Annotated in this window: 16 protein-coding genes; 12 read left to right on the top strand and 4 right to left on the bottom strand. The window is 67.4% G+C overall.

Features of this window, described 5'->3' with window-relative positions:
• The first annotated feature begins 36 nt into the window (after positions 1-36).
• Positions 37-645, top strand: coding sequence for a response regulator transcription factor (locus G6P88_RS09600; RefSeq protein ID WP_165322952.1), 609 nt, complete (start codon positions 37-39; stop codon positions 643-645).
• 16 nt (positions 646-661) lie between these two features.
• On the opposite strand, the gene G6P88_RS09605 is transcribed toward G6P88_RS09600, so the two are convergent.
• The 3 genes from G6P88_RS09605 to G6P88_RS09615 all read right to left on the bottom strand — a co-directional run bounded on the left by G6P88_RS09605 (position 662) and on the right by G6P88_RS09615 (position 4,702).
• Complete coding sequence (locus G6P88_RS09605; protein WP_165322953.1) at positions 662-1,252, bottom strand: PilZ domain-containing protein; 591 nt, start codon at positions 1,250-1,252, stop codon at positions 662-664.
• A gap of 31 nt (positions 1,253-1,283) precedes the next feature.
• On the bottom strand, positions 1,284-2,783 hold the full coding sequence (locus G6P88_RS09610; protein WP_247710577.1) for a globin-coupled sensor protein: 1,500 nt from the start codon (positions 2,781-2,783) through the stop codon (positions 1,284-1,286).
• Between the two features lie 422 nt (positions 2,784-3,205).
• Entirely contained in the window at positions 3,206-4,702 is a 1,497-nt protein-coding gene (locus G6P88_RS09615) for a DUF389 domain-containing protein (RefSeq protein WP_165322955.1), read from the bottom strand.
• Positions 4,703-4,903: 201 nt separating this feature from the next.
• Here G6P88_RS09615 and G6P88_RS09620 point away from each other — a divergent pair, with 201 nt between their 5' ends.
• The 7 genes from G6P88_RS09620 (at position 4,904) to G6P88_RS09650 (ending at position 13,317) form a co-directional block, all read left to right on the top strand.
• Complete coding sequence (locus G6P88_RS09620) at positions 4,904-6,241, top strand: amidohydrolase family protein (protein WP_165322956.1); 1,338 nt, start codon at positions 4,904-4,906, stop codon at positions 6,239-6,241.
• A gap of 8 nt (positions 6,242-6,249) precedes the next feature.
• On the top strand, positions 6,250-6,558 hold the full coding sequence (locus G6P88_RS09625) for a DUF1905 domain-containing protein (protein ID WP_165322957.1): 309 nt from the start codon (positions 6,250-6,252) through the stop codon (positions 6,556-6,558).
• Between the two features lie 70 nt (positions 6,559-6,628).
• Entirely contained in the window at positions 6,629-10,195 is a 3,567-nt protein-coding gene (locus G6P88_RS09630) for a hydantoinase B/oxoprolinase family protein (protein WP_165322958.1), read from the top strand.
• Positions 10,195-10,848 (top strand): DUF969 domain-containing protein, encoded by a 654-nt coding sequence (locus G6P88_RS09635; RefSeq protein ID WP_165322959.1) that lies wholly within the window; start codon positions 10,195-10,197, stop codon positions 10,846-10,848. Before G6P88_RS09630 ends, G6P88_RS09635 begins: the two co-directional genes overlap by 1 nt.
• The gene (locus tag G6P88_RS09640; RefSeq protein ID WP_165325083.1) at positions 10,845-11,786 is read left to right on the top strand and encodes a DUF979 domain-containing protein; all 942 of its coding nucleotides are present in this window, start codon (positions 10,845-10,847) and stop codon (positions 11,784-11,786) included. Before G6P88_RS09635 ends, G6P88_RS09640 begins: the two co-directional genes overlap by 4 nt.
• 20 nt (positions 11,787-11,806) lie before the next feature.
• Complete coding sequence (locus G6P88_RS09645; RefSeq protein ID WP_165322960.1) at positions 11,807-12,802, top strand: DUF2891 domain-containing protein; 996 nt, start codon at positions 11,807-11,809, stop codon at positions 12,800-12,802.
• An 80-nt stretch (positions 12,803-12,882) separates the two neighbouring features.
• On the top strand, positions 12,883-13,317 hold the full coding sequence (locus tag G6P88_RS09650) for an acyl-CoA thioesterase (RefSeq protein ID WP_165322961.1): 435 nt from the start codon (positions 12,883-12,885) through the stop codon (positions 13,315-13,317).
• Positions 13,318-13,324: 7 nt separating this feature from the next.
• Here G6P88_RS09650 and G6P88_RS09655 read toward each other — a convergent pair whose 3' ends face one another.
• Positions 13,325-14,191, bottom strand: coding sequence for an alpha/beta fold hydrolase (locus tag G6P88_RS09655; RefSeq protein ID WP_165322962.1), 867 nt, complete (start codon positions 14,189-14,191; stop codon positions 13,325-13,327).
• 116 nt (positions 14,192-14,307) lie between these two features.
• Between G6P88_RS09655 and G6P88_RS09660 the strand changes: the two genes are divergently transcribed.
• The 4 genes from G6P88_RS09660 to G6P88_RS09675 all read left to right on the top strand — a co-directional run bounded on the left by G6P88_RS09660 (position 14,308) and on the right by G6P88_RS09675 (position 18,262).
• The gene (locus G6P88_RS09660) at positions 14,308-15,297 is read left to right on the top strand and encodes a bile acid:sodium symporter family protein (RefSeq protein ID WP_165325085.1); all 990 of its coding nucleotides are present in this window, start codon (positions 14,308-14,310) and stop codon (positions 15,295-15,297) included.
• 74 nt (positions 15,298-15,371) lie between these two features.
• On the top strand, positions 15,372-16,697 hold the full coding sequence (locus G6P88_RS09665) for an NCS2 family permease (protein WP_226946798.1): 1,326 nt from the start codon (positions 15,372-15,374) through the stop codon (positions 16,695-16,697).
• Between the two features lie 22 nt (positions 16,698-16,719).
• The gene (locus G6P88_RS09670; RefSeq protein ID WP_165322963.1) at positions 16,720-17,736 is read left to right on the top strand and encodes an adenosine deaminase; all 1,017 of its coding nucleotides are present in this window, start codon (positions 16,720-16,722) and stop codon (positions 17,734-17,736) included.
• 13 nt (positions 17,737-17,749) lie between these two features.
• Complete coding sequence (locus G6P88_RS09675) at positions 17,750-18,262, top strand: phosphoribosyltransferase (protein WP_165322964.1); 513 nt, start codon at positions 17,750-17,752, stop codon at positions 18,260-18,262.
• Position 18,263 lies beyond the last annotated feature (1 nt).

Genomic DNA, 18,263 nt, shown 5'->3' on the forward strand with positions numbered 1-18,263 from the left:
ATTTCCGCCGGGCGGGGGGCCGCGAAGGGGTTGCTTATGGCGCAGGACGGATCGGGGCATGTTCACGTCATCGATGACGAACCCGGCGTGCGGGAAACGATTGCCATAATCCTGCGGGCGGCGGGCCACCCCGTCTCAGTTTATGAGACGGCAGAGTCCCTCGTGGACAGTCTGGATCCGGATGCGTCCGGCTGCGTCGTCACCGACGTCAATATGCCGGGCATGAACGGCATCGGCCTGATCAGGCACATGAAGTCGATCGGGTCGGACATGCCGGTCATCGTTATTTCGGGACAGGCCGACGTGGCTATGGCGGTTGAGGCAATGAAAGCCGGCGCTGTCGAGTTCCTCGAAAAGCCTCTTCATGCCGAACCTCTGCGAGATGCGGTGCAGGCCGCGCTGGATCGCACACCCGCCCCCAGGTCGCCCGAGGCCGAACGCTATGTCCGCGTCGTTGAATCGCTGACGCGTCGCCAGCGCGAAGTGCTGACCGGCATATTGGAAGGCCTGCCCAACAAACTGATCGCGCATCGGCTGGGTCTCAGCGTCCGCACCGTCGAGGCCTATCGGGCAGCGATCATGGAACGGACACAGACCCGCAGCCTCAGCGAGCTCGTCCGGCTCGGTATCATGGCGGGGCTGTAGGAGCGGTGCGCCGGAACTAGGCCGCTCCTGCGCCCAGCCAGGCCGCCAGGCGTCGGAAATGAAGAGCGGAGGAGAATTTCACGCCGAGCCGGCCGTCCGCCGTCCAGCGCACCACCGCCGTGAAGTCGCCCAATCCATCCAGGATGAGTTCGACGACGTCGCCGGGAGCCACCGGCAGGGGATCAGCGAGGCCGAGGCCAGCGCCCGACAACGAGATGTTCTCGATGAAGACGCGGGTTTCGGCGCATCCGGCGATTAATCGCCCGCCGCCCCGAGCGCAGAAGCGCGGCGCCCGGCTCGGGTGAAGCTGGTCGGCTGCTCCCCCCAGAAACTCGGCCGTATCCACCGGCGCATCGAACTCCACGCCGGCGCTCCCGTCGGCGCTCCAGCGGACCGTCGCGGGAACGGTGATATCGGACCGGACCTGCAGCTGCAGCCTCTGGCCCATCTCAACGAGAAAATTGGTTTCTATCCGCGCGCCCCGGGCCGAAAGATTGCGGATGATGCACAGGGTTTCGCCCCGATCGCCGAGAAGCTTCGCCACCTTGAACGTCGTCACATGGCGCACGTCGCGCCTGCGGCTTTCGGAATGCGGCTCGATGGTCATTCTCGGCTCCTCTCCAACTACCGGATGATCCTCAGAACTCGGTCCAGTCGTCGCCCACCGCGCGAGCGATCGGGACGACCTGCGAGGGCGCCGGGACGGTCTTGACGCGCAGTGCCCGGACATTGCCCCCCGCTCCACTGCGCGGCGCGGCGCTCCCCGCCAGACGGAAGGAACCGACCGCTGACACCAGTTCCGACGCTTCATGGGCCAGCGTGCGGGCGGCGGCGCTGGATTGCTCGACCATCGCCGCATTCTGCTGGGTCATCCGGTCCATATTCGACACGGCGCCACTTACCAGCCCCAGCCGGCCCGCCTGAATCTCCGCGGCTTCCGAAATCTCGGCCGCCTGCTCCTTGATCTCCGCGACCCTGCCGGCGATGCGCTCCAGGGCCGCACCGGTGCGTCCGACGAGGTCGACACCACGCCCCACCTGGCGCGACGAGGTTTCGATCAGTCCCTTGATATTCTGCGCGGCATCGGCCGAGCGCTGCGCAAGCGCTCTGACCTCGTTCGCCACGACCGCGAACCCGCGACCCGATTCCCCGGCGCGGGCAGCCTCGACACCGGCGTTCAGCGCCAGCAAATTGGTCTGGAAGGCAATACCGTCGATCAGGTCGACGATCTGGGCAATCTGGCGGGCGGACGCCTCGATGTCGCCCATCGCCGCCACGGCTTCGCGGACGACATCACCGCCGTGCGAGGCTTCCTCATGGGCTTTGCCCACGCTGTCATTGACCGACGCGGCGCCCATTGCGGTCGTACGTACCGCGTCGGTGATTTCCTTCATCGCATCGGCCGTTTCCTCGAGGCTTGCTGCCTGCTGCTCGGTGCGCTGGGCGAGGTCGTCCGATGCCTGGCTGATCTCGGCCGATCCGGTGCTGATGCTCTCCGAGGAGCGTGCGACCTGGCCGATCGTCTCCGCCATCTGGGCGCGCATGGATTCGAAATCGTCGGCGAGCTTCCGGTAATCCTCCGGCAGGTCTTCGAGGCGGACGGTGAAGTCGCCGCCGGCAAGTTGCGCCAGCGCCGTACCGAGCTTGTCCACGACCGCTGCGCGGCGTTCGCTCTCCACCTTGAAATAGGTGGACAGCGCAATGTCCATGTCGAGCAGCGCCGTCTTCACCAACGTTCCCAACAAGGCGCTGAGCGCACGCCCGTTCAGGCGGGTAAGCACCCCTTGCGTCAGCACGCGCTCGATGACCCGCTCAAGCACCGCCGCATAGCTGCCGATATACCAGGTCGGCTCCAGACCGATCGTGGCGTGGACCTGCCCGATCCGCTCGGCCCGCGTGAAATATTGCCCGTCGATCCGACGCGCAAACAGCTCCCGCCAATGTTCGAGCTGCTTGTCTCGGGCGTGGTCGGCATGCTTCTTCGTGGCGAAGAAAGACGCAATCTCGGGCGTTTCGGCGATATGCCGATAAAGGTCGTCCAATGCCTCCGGCGCATGTTCGGCCAGAACATCGCTGATCCGGGGAAAGGTCTCGTAATTCTCATCCGTCAACCGGATGAAAGCGAGCCGTCGTTCCATTCCACTTTCAGTGTTTCGTCCATTCATCCGGCAGCCCTTCCATCCGCTGCAACCCTCGATCGACCCAAGTAACTTTTCGTTAACTTATTGAGTAATCTAGATAGTTTCTGACTAAGGCGTGAAGAGCACTCGGCCTATTGGGAAAAATACCATCTGCGGAAGATACGTGCCTGCGGACGGCACTGTGGCGAACCGCTACGGCAGACTGCGCAAAAGGGGATAATTCGAGGAAGGGGGCGGCCGCAGGGGTGGACGACGGGGGAATCGTCCACTTTCGGGGGAGCCCTGCGGCCGTAAGGCAGACGCTGGGGGATGCCTCCCGGGGGAGAGGCGCGCGTCCACCTGAGCGCCGCATGTGGTCCATTTCGGCCCGTGTCGCAATTCGGGACGCTTACTGCAGTAATACTACCTAGCGCTTCCGATCAGTCGGGCAGCGCCCAGGATAGCGTCACATTTCGGCGCCTGTCGGCATCCACACGGAGCCGACCGGCATCGACGCCTCGCGCGACCAACGCCGCGCGCACCGCCTCGGCCTGCCCGGCGGCACCTCGCAGGACAACCGGCAAAGACTGGCGGCGGATCGCCCAGGCGCTCAGGTCGAGCGCTTCGTCATCCTCCGCGTCGGGCGCATTGCCTTCCATCGCAATCGACGGCAAAGGCTGTGGCGGCGGCACGAGGAAGATGGTCCAGTCTTTGAGACCCGCCGTCGCGCGCACCTCCAACTGTCGATAGAGTCCGAGCGTGGCACCCGCGATCGGCTGGACCATCGCAACCGCGCGACGGTTGGATCGATCGACGATCACCGCGTTGGCGGGAATGCCGGCGATCGTCGCGAGACGATCGGCAACCTTCTCCGCGACAAGATCGACCGAAGGCTGGCGATCACGCGTCTGGGCGGCGACAACCTGCGCATTGTCGGCGTCGTCGCTGCCTATGCGCACCTGGTCGACCGTCAGCTGCATCCGCCGCCGCAAATTGCCTGTCAGAATCGACTGCGCCTGCCGTTCGATGTCCGGCGCGTAAGCGGGGGTCAACACGGTCGCGACGACCTTGATCGGATCGGCGCGGAAGTCGGTCTCGATATCGCTGATGCGGGCTCCGGCGGGGAATTGCGCCTGCACCGTATCGCGAATCTGGCGCGAAGCCAGCGCCTCCCAGGCGATCTGCCGCAGGGTGAGCGCGAGCGGCACCGCGAGCGCCGTGAGCCCGACGATCATCAACATGCTCTGCAGCCGGGTGTGTGCGGGCGTAAGGTGCGATCCGAAGCCGTAGAGCCGGGCAACGAAGGCGGCGGTCAGCCCGATCGTGACGAGGTTCGTCATGAACAGCAGCAGCGCGCCGCCCGCGATCGTCCAGTTAGCAGTGGCGAGACCAAAACCGACGACCGCCAGCGGCGGCATCAGCGCAATCGCGATCGCGACGCCGACAACCGTCTCGCCACGCCCGCGGATCAGCGCATAGCTGCCGGCAAGCGCGGACAGCAATGCCACGAGCAAGTCGAAGAGATTTGGATGTGTCCGGACGGCGATCTCATTGGTCACCGTTTGAACCGGAGACAGGGCAACGAAAGCGGCGCAAAGCAGGATCGCGATGACCGCTCCGGCGCCCAGGGCGAAGCCGGCACTGCGCATCTCGTCGAAGTCGAACGTCGCGAGCGCGAAGCCCAGACCGATGATCGGCATCATCAGCGGCGAGATCAGCATGGCCCCGATCAGCACCGCGCTGGACGGAAGAAGCAGGCCAAGGATCGAGATGCCCGCCGAGATGACCACCATCAGCGCATAGCGAGCGGACCAGCCGGCCTCCTGCGCGACTTTGCGCAGGACGGCATCATGATCGACGGTCGCAATCGCCCGGTCGCGCCACCAGGCCCAAAGCGGATTGCCCGAACGGGCATAGCCCGGGCTTGGCTGCGGCATTTCCAATGCTATCTGCTCCCACCCCGCGACAATGGCTCCGTAACGACGGAGCATCGCGGAGGTTGCAAGCCCGCTACGGCGAAGCGTGCCCCGCCTGCCTCGACCCGACCAGAGGCCTCCCCGTCGGCGCGCAAGCAACGGAGATTTTCTTTGCGGTGAAAAGCGGTTAGCAATCGCGCATCACGCTACAGGGGACTTCCAATGCGCCGATCCATCGCTCTCGCCACCGCCCTGCTTCTTGCCGCCACAGCGCCACAGGCCATGGCCGCCGCCCCGCAGGTGACCATGATCCATGCCGGGGCGCTGCTGGCCGAGCCCGGCAAGGCCCCGCGCGGGCCGAGCACCATCGTCATCCGCGACGGCAAGATCGCCGAGGTCCGCAATGGCTATGCCGAAGCGCTGCCCGGCGCGACGCTGGTCGATCTGAAGGACCGCTTCGTTATGCCGGGCCTGATCGACATGCACGTTCACCTGTGGGGCATCGGCGGCGATCCGATGCGCGCACGGATGGGAGCGCTCAACCGCGACGAGGCCGACGACATGCTGAACGCGATCGGCAATGCGCGCACGACGCTCGAGGCGGGCTTCACCACCGTCCGCGACCTCGGCGGCAATGCGCGCGGCATGCGCGCGATGCGCGAGGGCGTCGAGCGCGGAGACATCGCGGGCCCGACGATCATCAATGCCGGCGCGCCGATCTCGGTATCGGGCGGCCATGGCGACCGCACCAACGGTCTAGCCGAAACCTTCGCCGAGGCGGTGCACCAGCATGCGACCAACACCTGCGACGGCCCCGACGATTGCCGCCGCGCGGTGCGCGAGCAGGTCGCGCTCGGCGCACAGGCGATCAAGTACATGTCCACCGGCGGCGTCCTTTCGAACGTGTCTGGCGGCCTCGGCCGGGCGATGACCGACGAGGAGATGAAGGCGATCATCGACACCGCCCATGGTCTCGGCCGCAAGGTCGCGACCCACAGCCACGCGGCAGCGGGCACCAAGGCGGCGATCGCCGCCGGCGTCGACACGGTCGATCATGGCACCTTCCTCGATGACGAGACGATCAAGGCGTTCAAGGCCAACGGCACCTGGCTGGTCCCGACGATGATCGCGCCCGTAACGGCGGTGGAGCAGGCGCGTGCCGGTGCCCTTCCGCCAGCCGTCATCCCGAAGGCAGAAGAAGCGGCAGCGGCGGCCTTTGCCAACCATTCCAAGGCGATTGCGGCGGGCGTGAAGGTCGCATTCGGCACCGATAGCGGCGTCTCGCGCCACGGCCTCAACGCGCGCGAGTTCACCCTGCTCGTCAAGGCCGGCATGACCCCGGCCGCCGCGCTGAAGGCCGCAACGGTCAACGCCGCCGAGGCGCTGGGCCGCAGCGCGTCGATCGGCACGATCGAACCGGGCAAGGACGCCGATATCATCGCCCTCGCCGGCAGCCCGCTGGAGGACGTTGCCCGGATGGAGACGGTCGACTTCGTGATGCGCCACGGCGTGGTCCACAAGCTGGGCGGCGCGCGCGCGGTCTTCCCGCCCGCGAGCTGAACGCCGCCATGCCGCCCGCCGAACGGTTCGACATCGAGGCAAGGATCTGGTGCTGGCAGCCGAACCGCAAGGGCGGCGGCTGGCACTTCATCACCATCGACGGGCAGACTGCGGCCGAGATGCGCTATGCGGCGCTCGGCCGCATCGGCGGCTTCGGCTCGATCCGCGTCGAGGCGCGGATCGGCCAAACCTGCTGGCAGACCTCGGTCTTTCCCCACAAGGAAAGCGGTGGGTTCATCCTGCCGGTGAAGGCCGATGTCCGGAAACGCGAGGGCCTGTCGGAGGGCGACGCCGTGACCGTGTCGCTGTCCGTCTGACGGGGCACGCGCGCATGGCATGCATGCAGCGCGGCTACCGGTCGCAACGGCGCTTTGCTAGGTTGGTCGCGTGACCTGGCATTTCTGGATCGATCGCGGCGGGACCTTCACCGATGTCGTGGCCCGCGACCCGGCGGGGCATATCGTCACCGCCAAGCTGCTGTCCGAAGACCCCGAGCGCTATGACGACGCGGCGGTCGCGGCGATCCGCCGGCTGACCGGCTGCCCCACAGGCCAGCTGCCCCCGCTGGAGGTACGGATCGGGACGACCGTCGCGACCAACGCCCTGCTCGAACGCAAGGGCGAACCGACCCTGCTTGCGATCACCCACGGCTTCGGCGATGCGCTGACGATCGGCCATCAGGAACGCCCCGAGCTGTTCGCCCGCGCGATCCGCCGCGCGCCGCCCGTCCACGACCGCACCGTCGAGATAGAGGAGCGCCTCTCTGCCGAAGGCGAGATACTCCGCCCGCTCGACTTGGAGGCGGTGCGAACTGCCTTCCGCCAGGCTTATGAAGACGGCTACCGCGCGATCGCCATCGTGCTGATGCACGGCTATCGCTATCCTGCCCACGAGGCGGCACTGGCCGATCTGGCACGCGACATCGGCTTCGAGCAGGTTTCGGCGAGCCATGTCGTTGCACCCCTGATCAAGCTGATCGCGCGCGGCGACACTAGCGTGGTCGATGCCTATCTGTCTCCGGTGCTCAAGCGCTATGTCGATGGTGTCCGCCGGGCGTTGGGCGACGGGCCAGTGCCGCTCTTCATGCAGTCGAACGGCGGGCTGATCGAGGGCGACGCTTTTCACGGCAAAGACGCGATCCTGTCGGGTCCGGCGGGCGGCATCGTCGGCATGGCGCGGACCGCGCAGGCGGCGGGCTTCGATCATGTCATCGGCTTCGACATGGGCGGCACCTCGACCGACGTCTCGCTGTTCGCAGGCGACTATGAACGCGAAACCGAGACGCGCATCGCCGGTGCCCGCATCCGCGCGCCGATGATGAAGATCCACACGGTCGCAGCGGGAGGCGGATCGATCTGCCGCTTCGACAATGGCCGTTTCCGCGTCGGCCCGGAATCGGCCGGCGCGGTGCCGGGCCCCGCCTGCTACCGACGCGGCGGGCCGCTGACCGTCACCGACTGCAACGTCGTGCTCGGCAAGATCCAGCCCGATCATTTCCCCCGGCTGTTCGGGCCGGCGGGGGACGAGCCGATTGACCGGGCGGCGGTCGAGGCGCGCTTCGCCGCCCTGCTCGCCGAAGCCGGGACCGATATCGATCCGCGTGTCGCGGCCGAGGGCATGGTCGCGATCGCCGTCGCCAATATGGCGCATGCGATAAAAGCGGTGTCGATCGGCGCCGGTCACGACCCCGCCCGCTTCACCCTCGCCTGCTTCGGCGGCGCGGGCGGGCAGCACGCCTGCCTTGTAGCCGACGCCCTGTCGATCGAGCGCGTGATGATCCACCCGCTGGCGGGGGTCCTGTCTGCCTATGGCATCGGCCTGGCCGATCGCAGCGTCATCCGCGAACGCAGCGCGCCGCTGCGGCTGGACGATGCGGAAGGGATCGCAGCCGACGTCGAGGCGCTGGCAAGCGAAGCGAGAGCCGCCCTGCCCGAGGCGACCGACATCGTCGCGACCATCCTGGTCCGCTATGCAGCGAGCGATTCCGCGATCCCCGTGCCCTTGTCCGATGCGGCCACCATGCGCGCCGCCTTCGAAGCCGCCTTCGCCAGGCGCTTCGGCTTTCCCGGCCAGGGCGAGCCTATGGTCGACGCGATCCGGGTCGAGGCGCTGGTCAAAGGCGCGACGGGCGCGGAAGCGGTGGCGCCGCTGCCGCTCGCGACGCCCCTGCCGCTCGCGACCGTCCGCTGCTGGATGGACGGCGCCGAGCGCGAAACGCCGCTGCTCGACCGCGAGGCGATGCCGGTCGGCTTTACGGTCGATGGACCGGCCCTGATCGTCGACCCGGTCGCGACCACCGCAGTCGAGCCGGGCTGGCGCGCAACGGTCGATGGGCTGGGCAATCTGATCCTCGATCGGTATCTGCCCCGGCCGTCCTCGGCGACCATCGGAGAAACGGCAGTCGATCCGATCCGCCTCGAAATCTTCGCGGGCATGTTCATGGCGATCGCAGAGGAAATGGGGGCGGCGCTGCGCCAGAGCGCCTCGTCGCTCAACATTCGCGAGCGGCTCGACTTCTCCTGCGCGCTGTTCGACGTCGCCGGCAATCTCGTCGCCAATGCGCCGCACATTCCCGTCCATCTCGGCTCGATGGGCGACAGCATCCGCACGATCATAGCGCGGCGCGGCGAAGCGCGCGATGGACGCGGCATGAAGCCGGGCGACGCCTATGCGCTCAACGCGCCCTATCAGGGCGGTACGCATCTGCCCGATATCACCGTCATCATGCCGGTTTTCGTCGAACCGGACGATGCGGCCCCCGCCTTCTTCGTCGCGGCGCGCGGCCATCATGCCGATGTCGGCGGCATCAGCCCCGGCTCGATGCCGTCGACCAGCCGGACGATCGACGAGGAGGGCATCATCCTCGACAATGTCCTGCTCGTCGACGCGGGGCGGTTTTGCGAGGCCGAGATGCGCGCGATCCTTGCCGACGATCGCTGGCCGGCGCGCAACCGCGACCAGAATATCGCCGATCTGGCGGCACAGGTCGCGGCCTGTACACGCGGGGCAGAAGCGCTGCGCGCGCTCGCGGCGAGCCAGGGTCGCGCGGTGGTCTCCGCCTACATGGAGCATGTGCAGGAGAACGCCGAGGCCGCCGTCCGGGCGCTAGTCCCGACCCTGCACGATGGCAAGGCGGCGGTGGAGATGGACAATGGCGCCATCATCCGCGTCGCCGTCCGGATCGACCGCGACGCGAGCGGGATCGAGATCGACTTTACCGGCACAAGTGCCCAACTGCCGGGCAACTACAATGCGCCGCTGTCGGTCGTGCGCGCAGCGACGCTCTATGCGGTCCGCCTGCTGATCGACCAGCCTGTCCCGCTCAACGATGGCTGCCTGCGCCCGGTGATCCTCCATGTGCCCGAGGGATCGATGCTCAATCCGCGCCATCCGGCGGCGGTCGTGGCGGGCAATGTCGAGACCAGCCAGGCGATCACCGACTCGCTGCTGCTCGCCTTCGGGGCGATGGCGGGCAGCCAGGGGACGATGAACAACTTCACCTTCGGCGACGCGACCCACCAATATTATGAGACGATCGCAGGCGGATCGGGGGCCGGACCGGGCTTCGACGGCTGCGCGGCGGTGCAGACCCACATGACCAACAGCCGGCTGACCGACCCGGAGATCCTCGAAAGCCGCTTTCCCGTGCTGGTCGAGCGTTTCGCGATCCGTGACGGATCGGGCGGGGCCGGGCGCTGGCGGGGCGGCGACGGCGCGGTCCGGCACATCCGCTTCCGCGCGCCGATGCATGTCGACATCCTCTCGAACCGCCGCCGCACCGCGCCCCCAGGACTAGACGGCGGGGGTGACGGCCGGCCGGGGATCAACCGGATCGAGCGCGCCGACGGTCGGGTCGAAGAGCTGCCGGCAACCGCGTCGGCCGAGCTCTCAGCAGGTGACCTGTTCGTGATCGAGACGCCCGGCGGTGGCGGCTGCGGCTCGAAGGACAGCTGATGCTGGTCCTGTCCGGCATCCTCATCATCGTCGCGGGCTTCCTGCTCCGCTTCAATCCGCTGCTGGTCGTGCTCGTCTCGGCACTGGCGACCGGGCTTGCCGCCGGAATCGGGCCGCTCGACCTGCTCGCCGCGTTCGGCAAGGCGTTCAACGACAGCCGCTATGTCACCGTCATCTACATGGTGCTGCCGGTGATCGGCCTGCTCGAACGCCACGGCCTGCAGGAGCGCGCACGGACGCTGATCGCCGGACTCAAGGGCTTCACCGTCGGACGGCTGCTGCTCGGCTATCTCGCCTTCCGCCAGATCACCGCCGCGCTCGGCCTCGTATCGGTCGCGGGCCATGCGCAGACCGTCCGCCCGCTGGTCGCCCCGATGGCCGAGGCCGCCGCGCAGCAGCAGAGCGGGGAAGACGAACGCGACGAGGAAGCGGCAGCAATGGCGGCAGCGACCGACAATATCGGCCTGTTCTTCGGCGAGGACATCTTCATCGCGATCGGATCGATCCTGCTGATGAAGGGCGTGCTTGAAGGCTATGGCATCTCGATCGAGCCGCTCCATTTGTCGGTCTGGGCAATCCCGACCGCGATTGCCGCTTTCCTGATTCACGGCCTGCGCCTGTGGCTGTTCGACCGGCGAAAGTCGCGGCGATGATCGGCCTCAACCTCGTCTATCCCTTCGCCGGGCTGATCTTTCTGGCCTTCGCCGCCTCGTCGCTCCGCGATCGGAGCAACCCCAAAAGGTTCGGCAATGCCGGCTTCTATGCCCTGATCGCGCTCAGCCTCGTCGCCGGAGACCATCTCGGCGATCTCGGCAACGGCGTCCTCGTACTCGGCCTTGTAGCCGTTGCGGGGTTCGGCCTGATGGGGCGTGGCGCAGCCGCCTCGACCTCGCCTGAGCAGCGCAGCGAGGAGGCCGCGCGGCGGCGCAACCGGCTGTTCGTGCCGGCGCTGATCATTCCCGCTACCGCGCTTGCCGGGACGCTGGCGTTCAAGCAGATGCCGACCGCCGTCGACCCGAAGCAGGCGACCCTCGTCGCGCTGAGCCTGGGCGTCATTCTTGCGCTGGGCACCGCCCTGCTGTGGTTCCGACCGCGCCCGATGACCGCGTTCGACGAGGGCCGGCGGCTGATGGACGGGGTCGGCTGGGCGGCGGTGCTGCCGCAGATGCTGGCGAGTCTCGGCGCGGTCTTCGCCCTGGCCGGAGTCGGCGAGGTGGTGGGCGGGCTGGTCGGCGCAATGATCCCACAGGGCAGCCTGATCGGCGCCGTGCTCGCTTATACGCTCGGCATGGCGCTGTTCACGATCGTGATGGGCAACGCCTTCGCCGCCTTCCCCGTGATGGCGGCAGCCGTGGGAATCCCGTTGTTGATCCAGGGCGCGGGCGGCAACCCCGCCATCGTTGCCGCGATCGGGATGCTGGCCGGCTTCTGCGGGACGCTGATGACCCCCATGGCCGCCAATTTCAATCTCGTGCCGGCCGCCCTGCTCGACCTGAAGGACCGCTATGGCGTCATCCGGGCGCAGATCCCGACCGCGTTGCCGCTGCTCCTGGTCAACATAGCGCTGCTCTACTGGCTCGCCTTTCGCTGACGCCGCCGGGAACCCACGCCATGACGATCGCCCTCACGTCCGCCCTCGCCTCCTCGTTCGCCACGATGACGCTCGGCCATCTCGGCCGACAATGGCCGTACAAGCTCGACCATGTGATGGCCTGCCCCGAAGACGTTCGCGCGCCGATTGATCTCCATCCGATCTTTCACGGCAGTTTCGACTGGCACAGCTGTGTCCATGGCTGGTGGCAGGTGATGCGGCTGCTGCGCCGTTTCCCGGGCCTGCCGCAGGCCGAGGCCATCCGCACGCGTGCCGATACCATGCTGGTGCCGGACAAGGTGGCGGGCGAACTCGCCTATCTCGCACGCCCGGCCTCGGGCGGTTTCGAGCGCCCCTATGGCTGGGGCTGGCTGCTCGCGCTGCACGATGAGCTGGACCACCATGAAGAGGATCGCTGGGCTGCGGCGCTCGCCCCGCTGGCGAATGCGTTCGCCGCGCGCTTTGCGGCCTATCTCCCCAAACTCAGCTATCCGATCCGGGTCGGCACCCATTTCAACAGCAGCTTCGCCCTCATCCACGCGCATCGCTGGGCGCGACGCCACGACCCGGCTCTGAGCGCGCTCATCCAGACCCGCGCGCTCGACTGGTTCGGCGAGGATCGCGGATGCCAGGCGTGGGAGCCGGGCGGCGACGAATTCCTGTCCCCTGCGCTCAGCGAAGCGCATCTGATGCGCGAGATTCTGTCCCCGGACCGTTTCCGCGACTGGTTCGACGCCTTCCTGCCTGTGGTCCCGGAGACATTGCTCACCCCTGCTTTTGTTTCCGATCGTAGCGACGGCAAGATCGCCCATCTCGACGGGCTCAACCTCAGCCGCGCGTGGAACTGGCGCGCCATCGCGTCGGCTCTGGCGCCCGACCACCCGGTTCGTGCGCTCGCCGACAGGGCAGCGGAGCGCCATATCGCGGCGGCGCTGCCCCATCTGGGCGACGATTATATGGGCGAGCATTGGCTGGCGAGTTTTGCCCTGCTCGCGCTCGACGATCTGCCGGACTAGGGCGGCAAGGCTCGATCTTGTTTCAATTCCGGGCGCGGCGCGGCTAGAGACTCGCCTGCCCGATCAGAGGAGACGCGCCCATGACCGCCCTGCAGGACCTGCGCTTCGAGCAGTTCCCGTTCCGCACCTTCGACAAGCTGCGCTATTCCGACACCGATCGGCAGGGCCATGTGAACAACGCCGTCTTCTCGACCTTTCTCGAGACCGGGCGGGTCGAGTTTCTTTACGACGCGGTGCGCCCGCTGCTGGCGGTGCAGGCCGCCTTCGTCATCGCCAATTTGAACCTTCAATTCGTCTCCGAGATACGCTGGCCGGGGCAGGTCGACATCGGCACGGCCGTGCTGCGTGTCGGCACCAGCTCGCTCGGCCTCTATCAGGGCCTCTTCCAGGACGGCCGCCGGGTAGCGTCGGCAGAGACCGTCATCGTGCAGATGGACGAGCAGACTCGCAAATCCTGCCCGCTGTCGCAGGAAGCCCGCGATTTTCTGTCACGTCACCTGATCACGGCGGACTGAGCGCGGTTCAGCCAAGAAAGTCGCGCAGCTGCGCGATGAAATCCGCGCGCCGGTCATGGTGGACCCAGTGGCCGGCATCGGCGAACAGTTCGACCCGCGCATCGCGGAAATGCGACGCGCGACCGTCGACCGCCGGGTTGGACGCCCAGCTGTCGGCGCCATAGACGAGCAGCACCGGGCAGGCGATCGCCGCCCACATCAGCTCCTTGGTCGCATGCGGGATGTCGACGCCATTGGGCGGGAACAGCGCCGGGTCATGCTTGAGCCGCACAGTGCCGTCGGGATTGTCGCGCGCCGCGTGCAGCGCGAGATGCTCGACCGTCTCCGCCGTCAGGCGCGGATCGATCTGGCGCATCCGCTCGAACAAAGCGGCGCGGTCGGGATAATCGCGCGGGCGGCGGGCGAGATGGCGCGCTCGCTCCTCAAGATAGTTGCGCAGCAGCGCCAGTTGGTCCTCGGCGGCACGGCGGGCGACGACCTCGGGCGAGTCGCCCAGTCCCTCGATATTGACGAGGCGCGTGACGCGATCGGGATAGAGGCCCGCGAAACGCGTGACGATGTTACCGCCGAGCGAGTGGCCGACCATCGCGCAGGGCGGCAGGTCGAGCAGGCGGACGATCGCAGCGAAATCCTCGAGATAGGCGAAGAGATCATAGCCCCCGTCGCGCGACCATTCGCTGTCGCCATGCCCACGCAGGTCGGGGACGATGACGCGGTGGCTGCCGGCAAAGGCCTGCGCCACCCAGTCCCAGCTGCGGGCATGGTCTCGCCCGCCATGCTGGAGGATCAGCGGTGGGGCCGCAGGATCGCCCCATTCGACGATGTTGAGCCGGATGCGGGGGGCGTCGATCTGATAGCTGCGCGGTTCGGACATGACGCCGCGATAAGCCCTGCCGCGCGCCAGACCAAGCCCCGCGACGGCCGCCCGACCGCAATCCCGTCAGGGATCGCGGGTTGACGCCATCGGGCCGCCCCGACATTCCCCACCCGATGCGCCTCCTCCTTCGCCCGCTCAAGGGGCTCGACCCCTTTCTCGTCCTGCTGACACTGGTCGTCCTGCTCGCCTCGCTGCTGCCGGCGCGGGGACAGGCTGTCATCTGGTTCGAGGGCGCGACCGATGTCGCGATCGTGCTGCTCTTCTTCCTGCACGGTGCTAAGCTGTCGCGCGAGGCGATCCTGGCGGGGATCGGCAACTGGCGGCTGCACCTGCTCGTGCTCGCTTCCTCCTTCCTGCTCTTCCCGCTGCTGGGCTGGACGCTGGCGCAGAGCGCGACGGCGATCACCACACCCGAGATCGTCTCAGGCCTGCTGTTCCTGTCCCTGCTCCCGTCGACCGTGCAGTCCTCGATCGCCTTCACGGCGATGGCCAGGGGCAACGTCCCCGCCGCCGTCTGCAGCGCCTCGCTGTCGAACATCGTCGGAATCGTGCTGACCCCGGTGCTCGTCGGCCTGCTGATCCATGTGCCGGGACAGGCGCCGGGCATTTCGACCGACGCAATCCTCTCGATCATGCTCCAGCTGTTGCTGCCCTTCGTCGCCGGGCATCTCTCCCGCCCGCTGATCGGCGGCTTCGTCGCGCGGCACCGCGCGATCCTGTCCCAAGTCGACCGCTCGTCGATCCTGCTGGTCGTCTATACCGCCTTCAGCGCGGCGGTGGTCGGCGGCATCTGGCAGCGGACCGAAGCCGCCGACCTGCTCGCCATTCTGCTGCTCAGCGCGGTTCTGCTCGCCATGGTGATGGGCGCCAACCTGTTCGTCGCCCGGCGGATCGGCCTGCCGCGCGGGGACGAGATCGTGCTGCTGTTCTGCGGCTCGAAGAAGAGCCTCGTCTCGGGCGTGCCGATGGCGGGGGCCATCTTCGCGCCGGTCCAGGTCGGGATCATCATCCTGCCGCTGATGATCTTCCACCAGCTCCAGCTGTTCGTCTGCGCGGTGGCCGCCGGCCGCTACGCCCGCGCAACGGCGGGCGAGGCGGCCTGAAGCGCCATTGCGCGTCCCTGCCGCACTGCTAGGATCGCGGCGGAGAGGATCATCCAGCGACCGGGGGACCGCCTTTGCCTCTTCTACGCGAACGCCTCGACCGCCATTTCCGGCTGTCCGAGCGCGGAACGACCGTCCGTACCGAGATATTGGCGGGTGCGACGACCTTCCTGACCATGGCCTATATCATCCTGGTCAACCCGGCGATCCTGGGCCAGGCCGGCATGCCCGTCGCAGCGGTAGCGGCAGCCACCTGCCTCGCGGCGGCGTTTGCCAGCGTGCTGATGGGGCTGGTTGCGAACGTCCCGCTGGCGCTGGCGCCGGGGATGGGCCTGAACGCCTATTTCAGCTTCACCGTCGTGCAGGGCATGGGTATTCCCTGGCCGGTGGCGCTTGCCTGCGTCTTCCTGTCGGGCGTCGTCTTCCTGCTGCTGACCCTGGGCGGCATTCGACAGCTTATCATCGAAACGATCCCGCTCCATTTGTTCGCGGCTGTCGGCGGGGGCATCGGCCTATTCATCGGCTTCATCGGCCTGAAGAATGCCGGCATTGTGGTGTCCAGTCCGGCGACCTCGGTCACGCTCGGCAAGTTGACCGAGCCGGGCGCGGCGCTGGCCCTGTTCGGGCTGCTGCTGATCGCCGCGCTCACCCTGTGGCGCGTCCGGGGCGCGATGTTGATCGGCATCGTCGTCACCACGCTGGCGGGCTGGGCGATGGGCGTCGTCAGCTTCGCCCCGCAACCTTATGATCTCGGTGCGATCGGCGACACCGCCTTTAAGCTCGACCTGCCCGGCCTGTTCGGCGGCCACGGCCTCGGGCTGCTAGAGATCATCTTCGTCTTCCTGTTCGTCGACCTGTTCGACAATGTCGGCACGCTGGTGGCGGTAACGCGGCGAGCCGGGCTGATCGGCGAGGATGGCCGCATCCCGCGGCTCAATCGCATCCTGCTCGCCGACGCCACCGCGACGATGGTCGGGTCGGTCGCGGGCACCAGTACCGTCACCTCTTATGTCGAAAGCGCGGCGGGCGTGCAGGCGGGCGGGCGCACCGGCCTGACGGCGGTCGTCACCGGACTGCTGTTCCTGCTGGCGATGCTGGCGGCGCCTTATGCGCAGCTGATCCCTCTGGCCGCCACCGCCCCGGCACTGATCCTGGTCGGCGCGCTGATGATGGCTCCGCTGGCGGAGGTCCCCTGGGACGAGCCCGACATCGCCATCCCCGCCTTCCTGACCCTCGTCATGATCCCCTTGAGCTTCTCAATCGCCAATGGCCTCGCCTTCGGCATCACCGCCCATGCGCTGATGAAGATGCTCAAGGGCGAGGCGCGCTCGCGCGACTGGCTGCTGTTCCTGCTCGCCGGACTGTTCGTGATCCGCTTCATCTGGCTGGCGGCGGGCTGATCATCGTGTACTGCTGTCGCCCATGACCGATCTCGACTCCTTCGTCACCGGCCTGCCCAAGGCCGAGCTCCACCTGCACATCGAGGGCAGCCTGGAGCCCGAGCAGATGTTCTCGCTGGCGCGGCGCAACCGCATCGCCATCCCGTTCAAGAACGTCGAGGAACTGCGCGGCGCCTATAGCTTCTCGCGCCTGCAGGACTTTCTCGACATCTATTATCAGGGTGCCGATGTGCTGCGCACCGAGGAGGATTTCCGCGACCTCGCCCTCGCCTATTTCGACCGCGCAGCGGCCGACAATGTCCGCCATGCCGAGATATTCTTCGATCCGCAGACGCACACCGATCGCGGCATCCCCTTCGGCGTCGTCGCCGACGGCCTGCTCGCCGGCATGGAAGAGGCCGAGCGCCGCCATGGGCTGACCAGCAAGCTGATCCTCTGCTTCCTGCGCCATCTGGACGAGGAGGCTGCGCTGGCGACGCTCGCCGCCGCCGACCCATGGCTGGGCCGCATCGTTGGCGTGGGGCTGGATTCGTCCGAAGTTGGCCATCCGCCGTCGAAATTCGCGCGCGTCTTCGCCCGGGCCGGGGAGATGGGCCTGCTCCGCGTCGCCCATGCCGGTGAGGAAGGCCCACCGACCTATGTCCACGAGGCGCTCGACATGCTCCATGTCGACCGACTCGACCATGGCAATCGTGCGCTGGAGGATGCGGACCTCGTAACCCGGCTTGCACGGTCGGCGATGACGCTCACGGTCTGCCCGCTGTCGAACCTCAAGCTGTGCGTGGTCGACGACATCGCCGCCCATCCGATCGAGGCGATGCTCCGTCTGGGCATCAGGGCCACGATCAACTCGGACGATCCGGCCTATTTCGGCGGCTATGTGAACGACAATTTTCGCGCGCTGATTCCGGGCGGACGGCTGGATGCGCGCGATTTCGCGACACTCGCCCGCAACAGCTTCCTGGGGTCCTTCCTCGACGAGACCGCAATCACGCGCCACCTTGCCGAGCTCGACGCCTATATCGCTACCGCCCTTTGAACCGAGGACCCCGATGCCGACCCTGACCCCCGTCGACCAGCCCGAGTTCCTGACCGCGGTCCATTATGTCGCCGCGCGGATCCGCGAGAGCGGCTGGCAGCCCGACTTCATCATCGGCGTCGGTCGCGGCGGCCTGACCCCCGCCGTCTATCTGAGCCACGCGACCGGCATTCCGATGCTGTCGGTGGACCACAGCTCGCAGCTGCCCGATTTTTCCGCCGAACTGCTGGTCAAGCTCGCCGCGCGCAGCGCGACCGACCGGCTGCTGTTCGTCGACGACATCAACGACAGCGGGTCGACCATCACCCATATTCGCGCGGCGGTTACGGTGGCGGGCGGCACGCTGGACAATGTCCGCTTCGCGACGCTGATCGACAATATCGTCTCGACCGAGCGGGTCGACTATCGCTTCCGCACCATCGACCGGACGGTGAACAAGGACTGGTTCGTCTTCCCCTGGGAACAGATGTCCCCGGTCGACAAGGTGCTCGAGGATTCCGAGGTCGTGCCCCACCGGCTGGCCTGAT

The sequence above is a fragment of the Rhizorhabdus phycosphaerae genome, assembly GCF_011044255.1.
Classification (GTDB): Bacteria; Pseudomonadota; Alphaproteobacteria; order Sphingomonadales; family Sphingomonadaceae; genus Rhizorhabdus; species Rhizorhabdus phycosphaerae.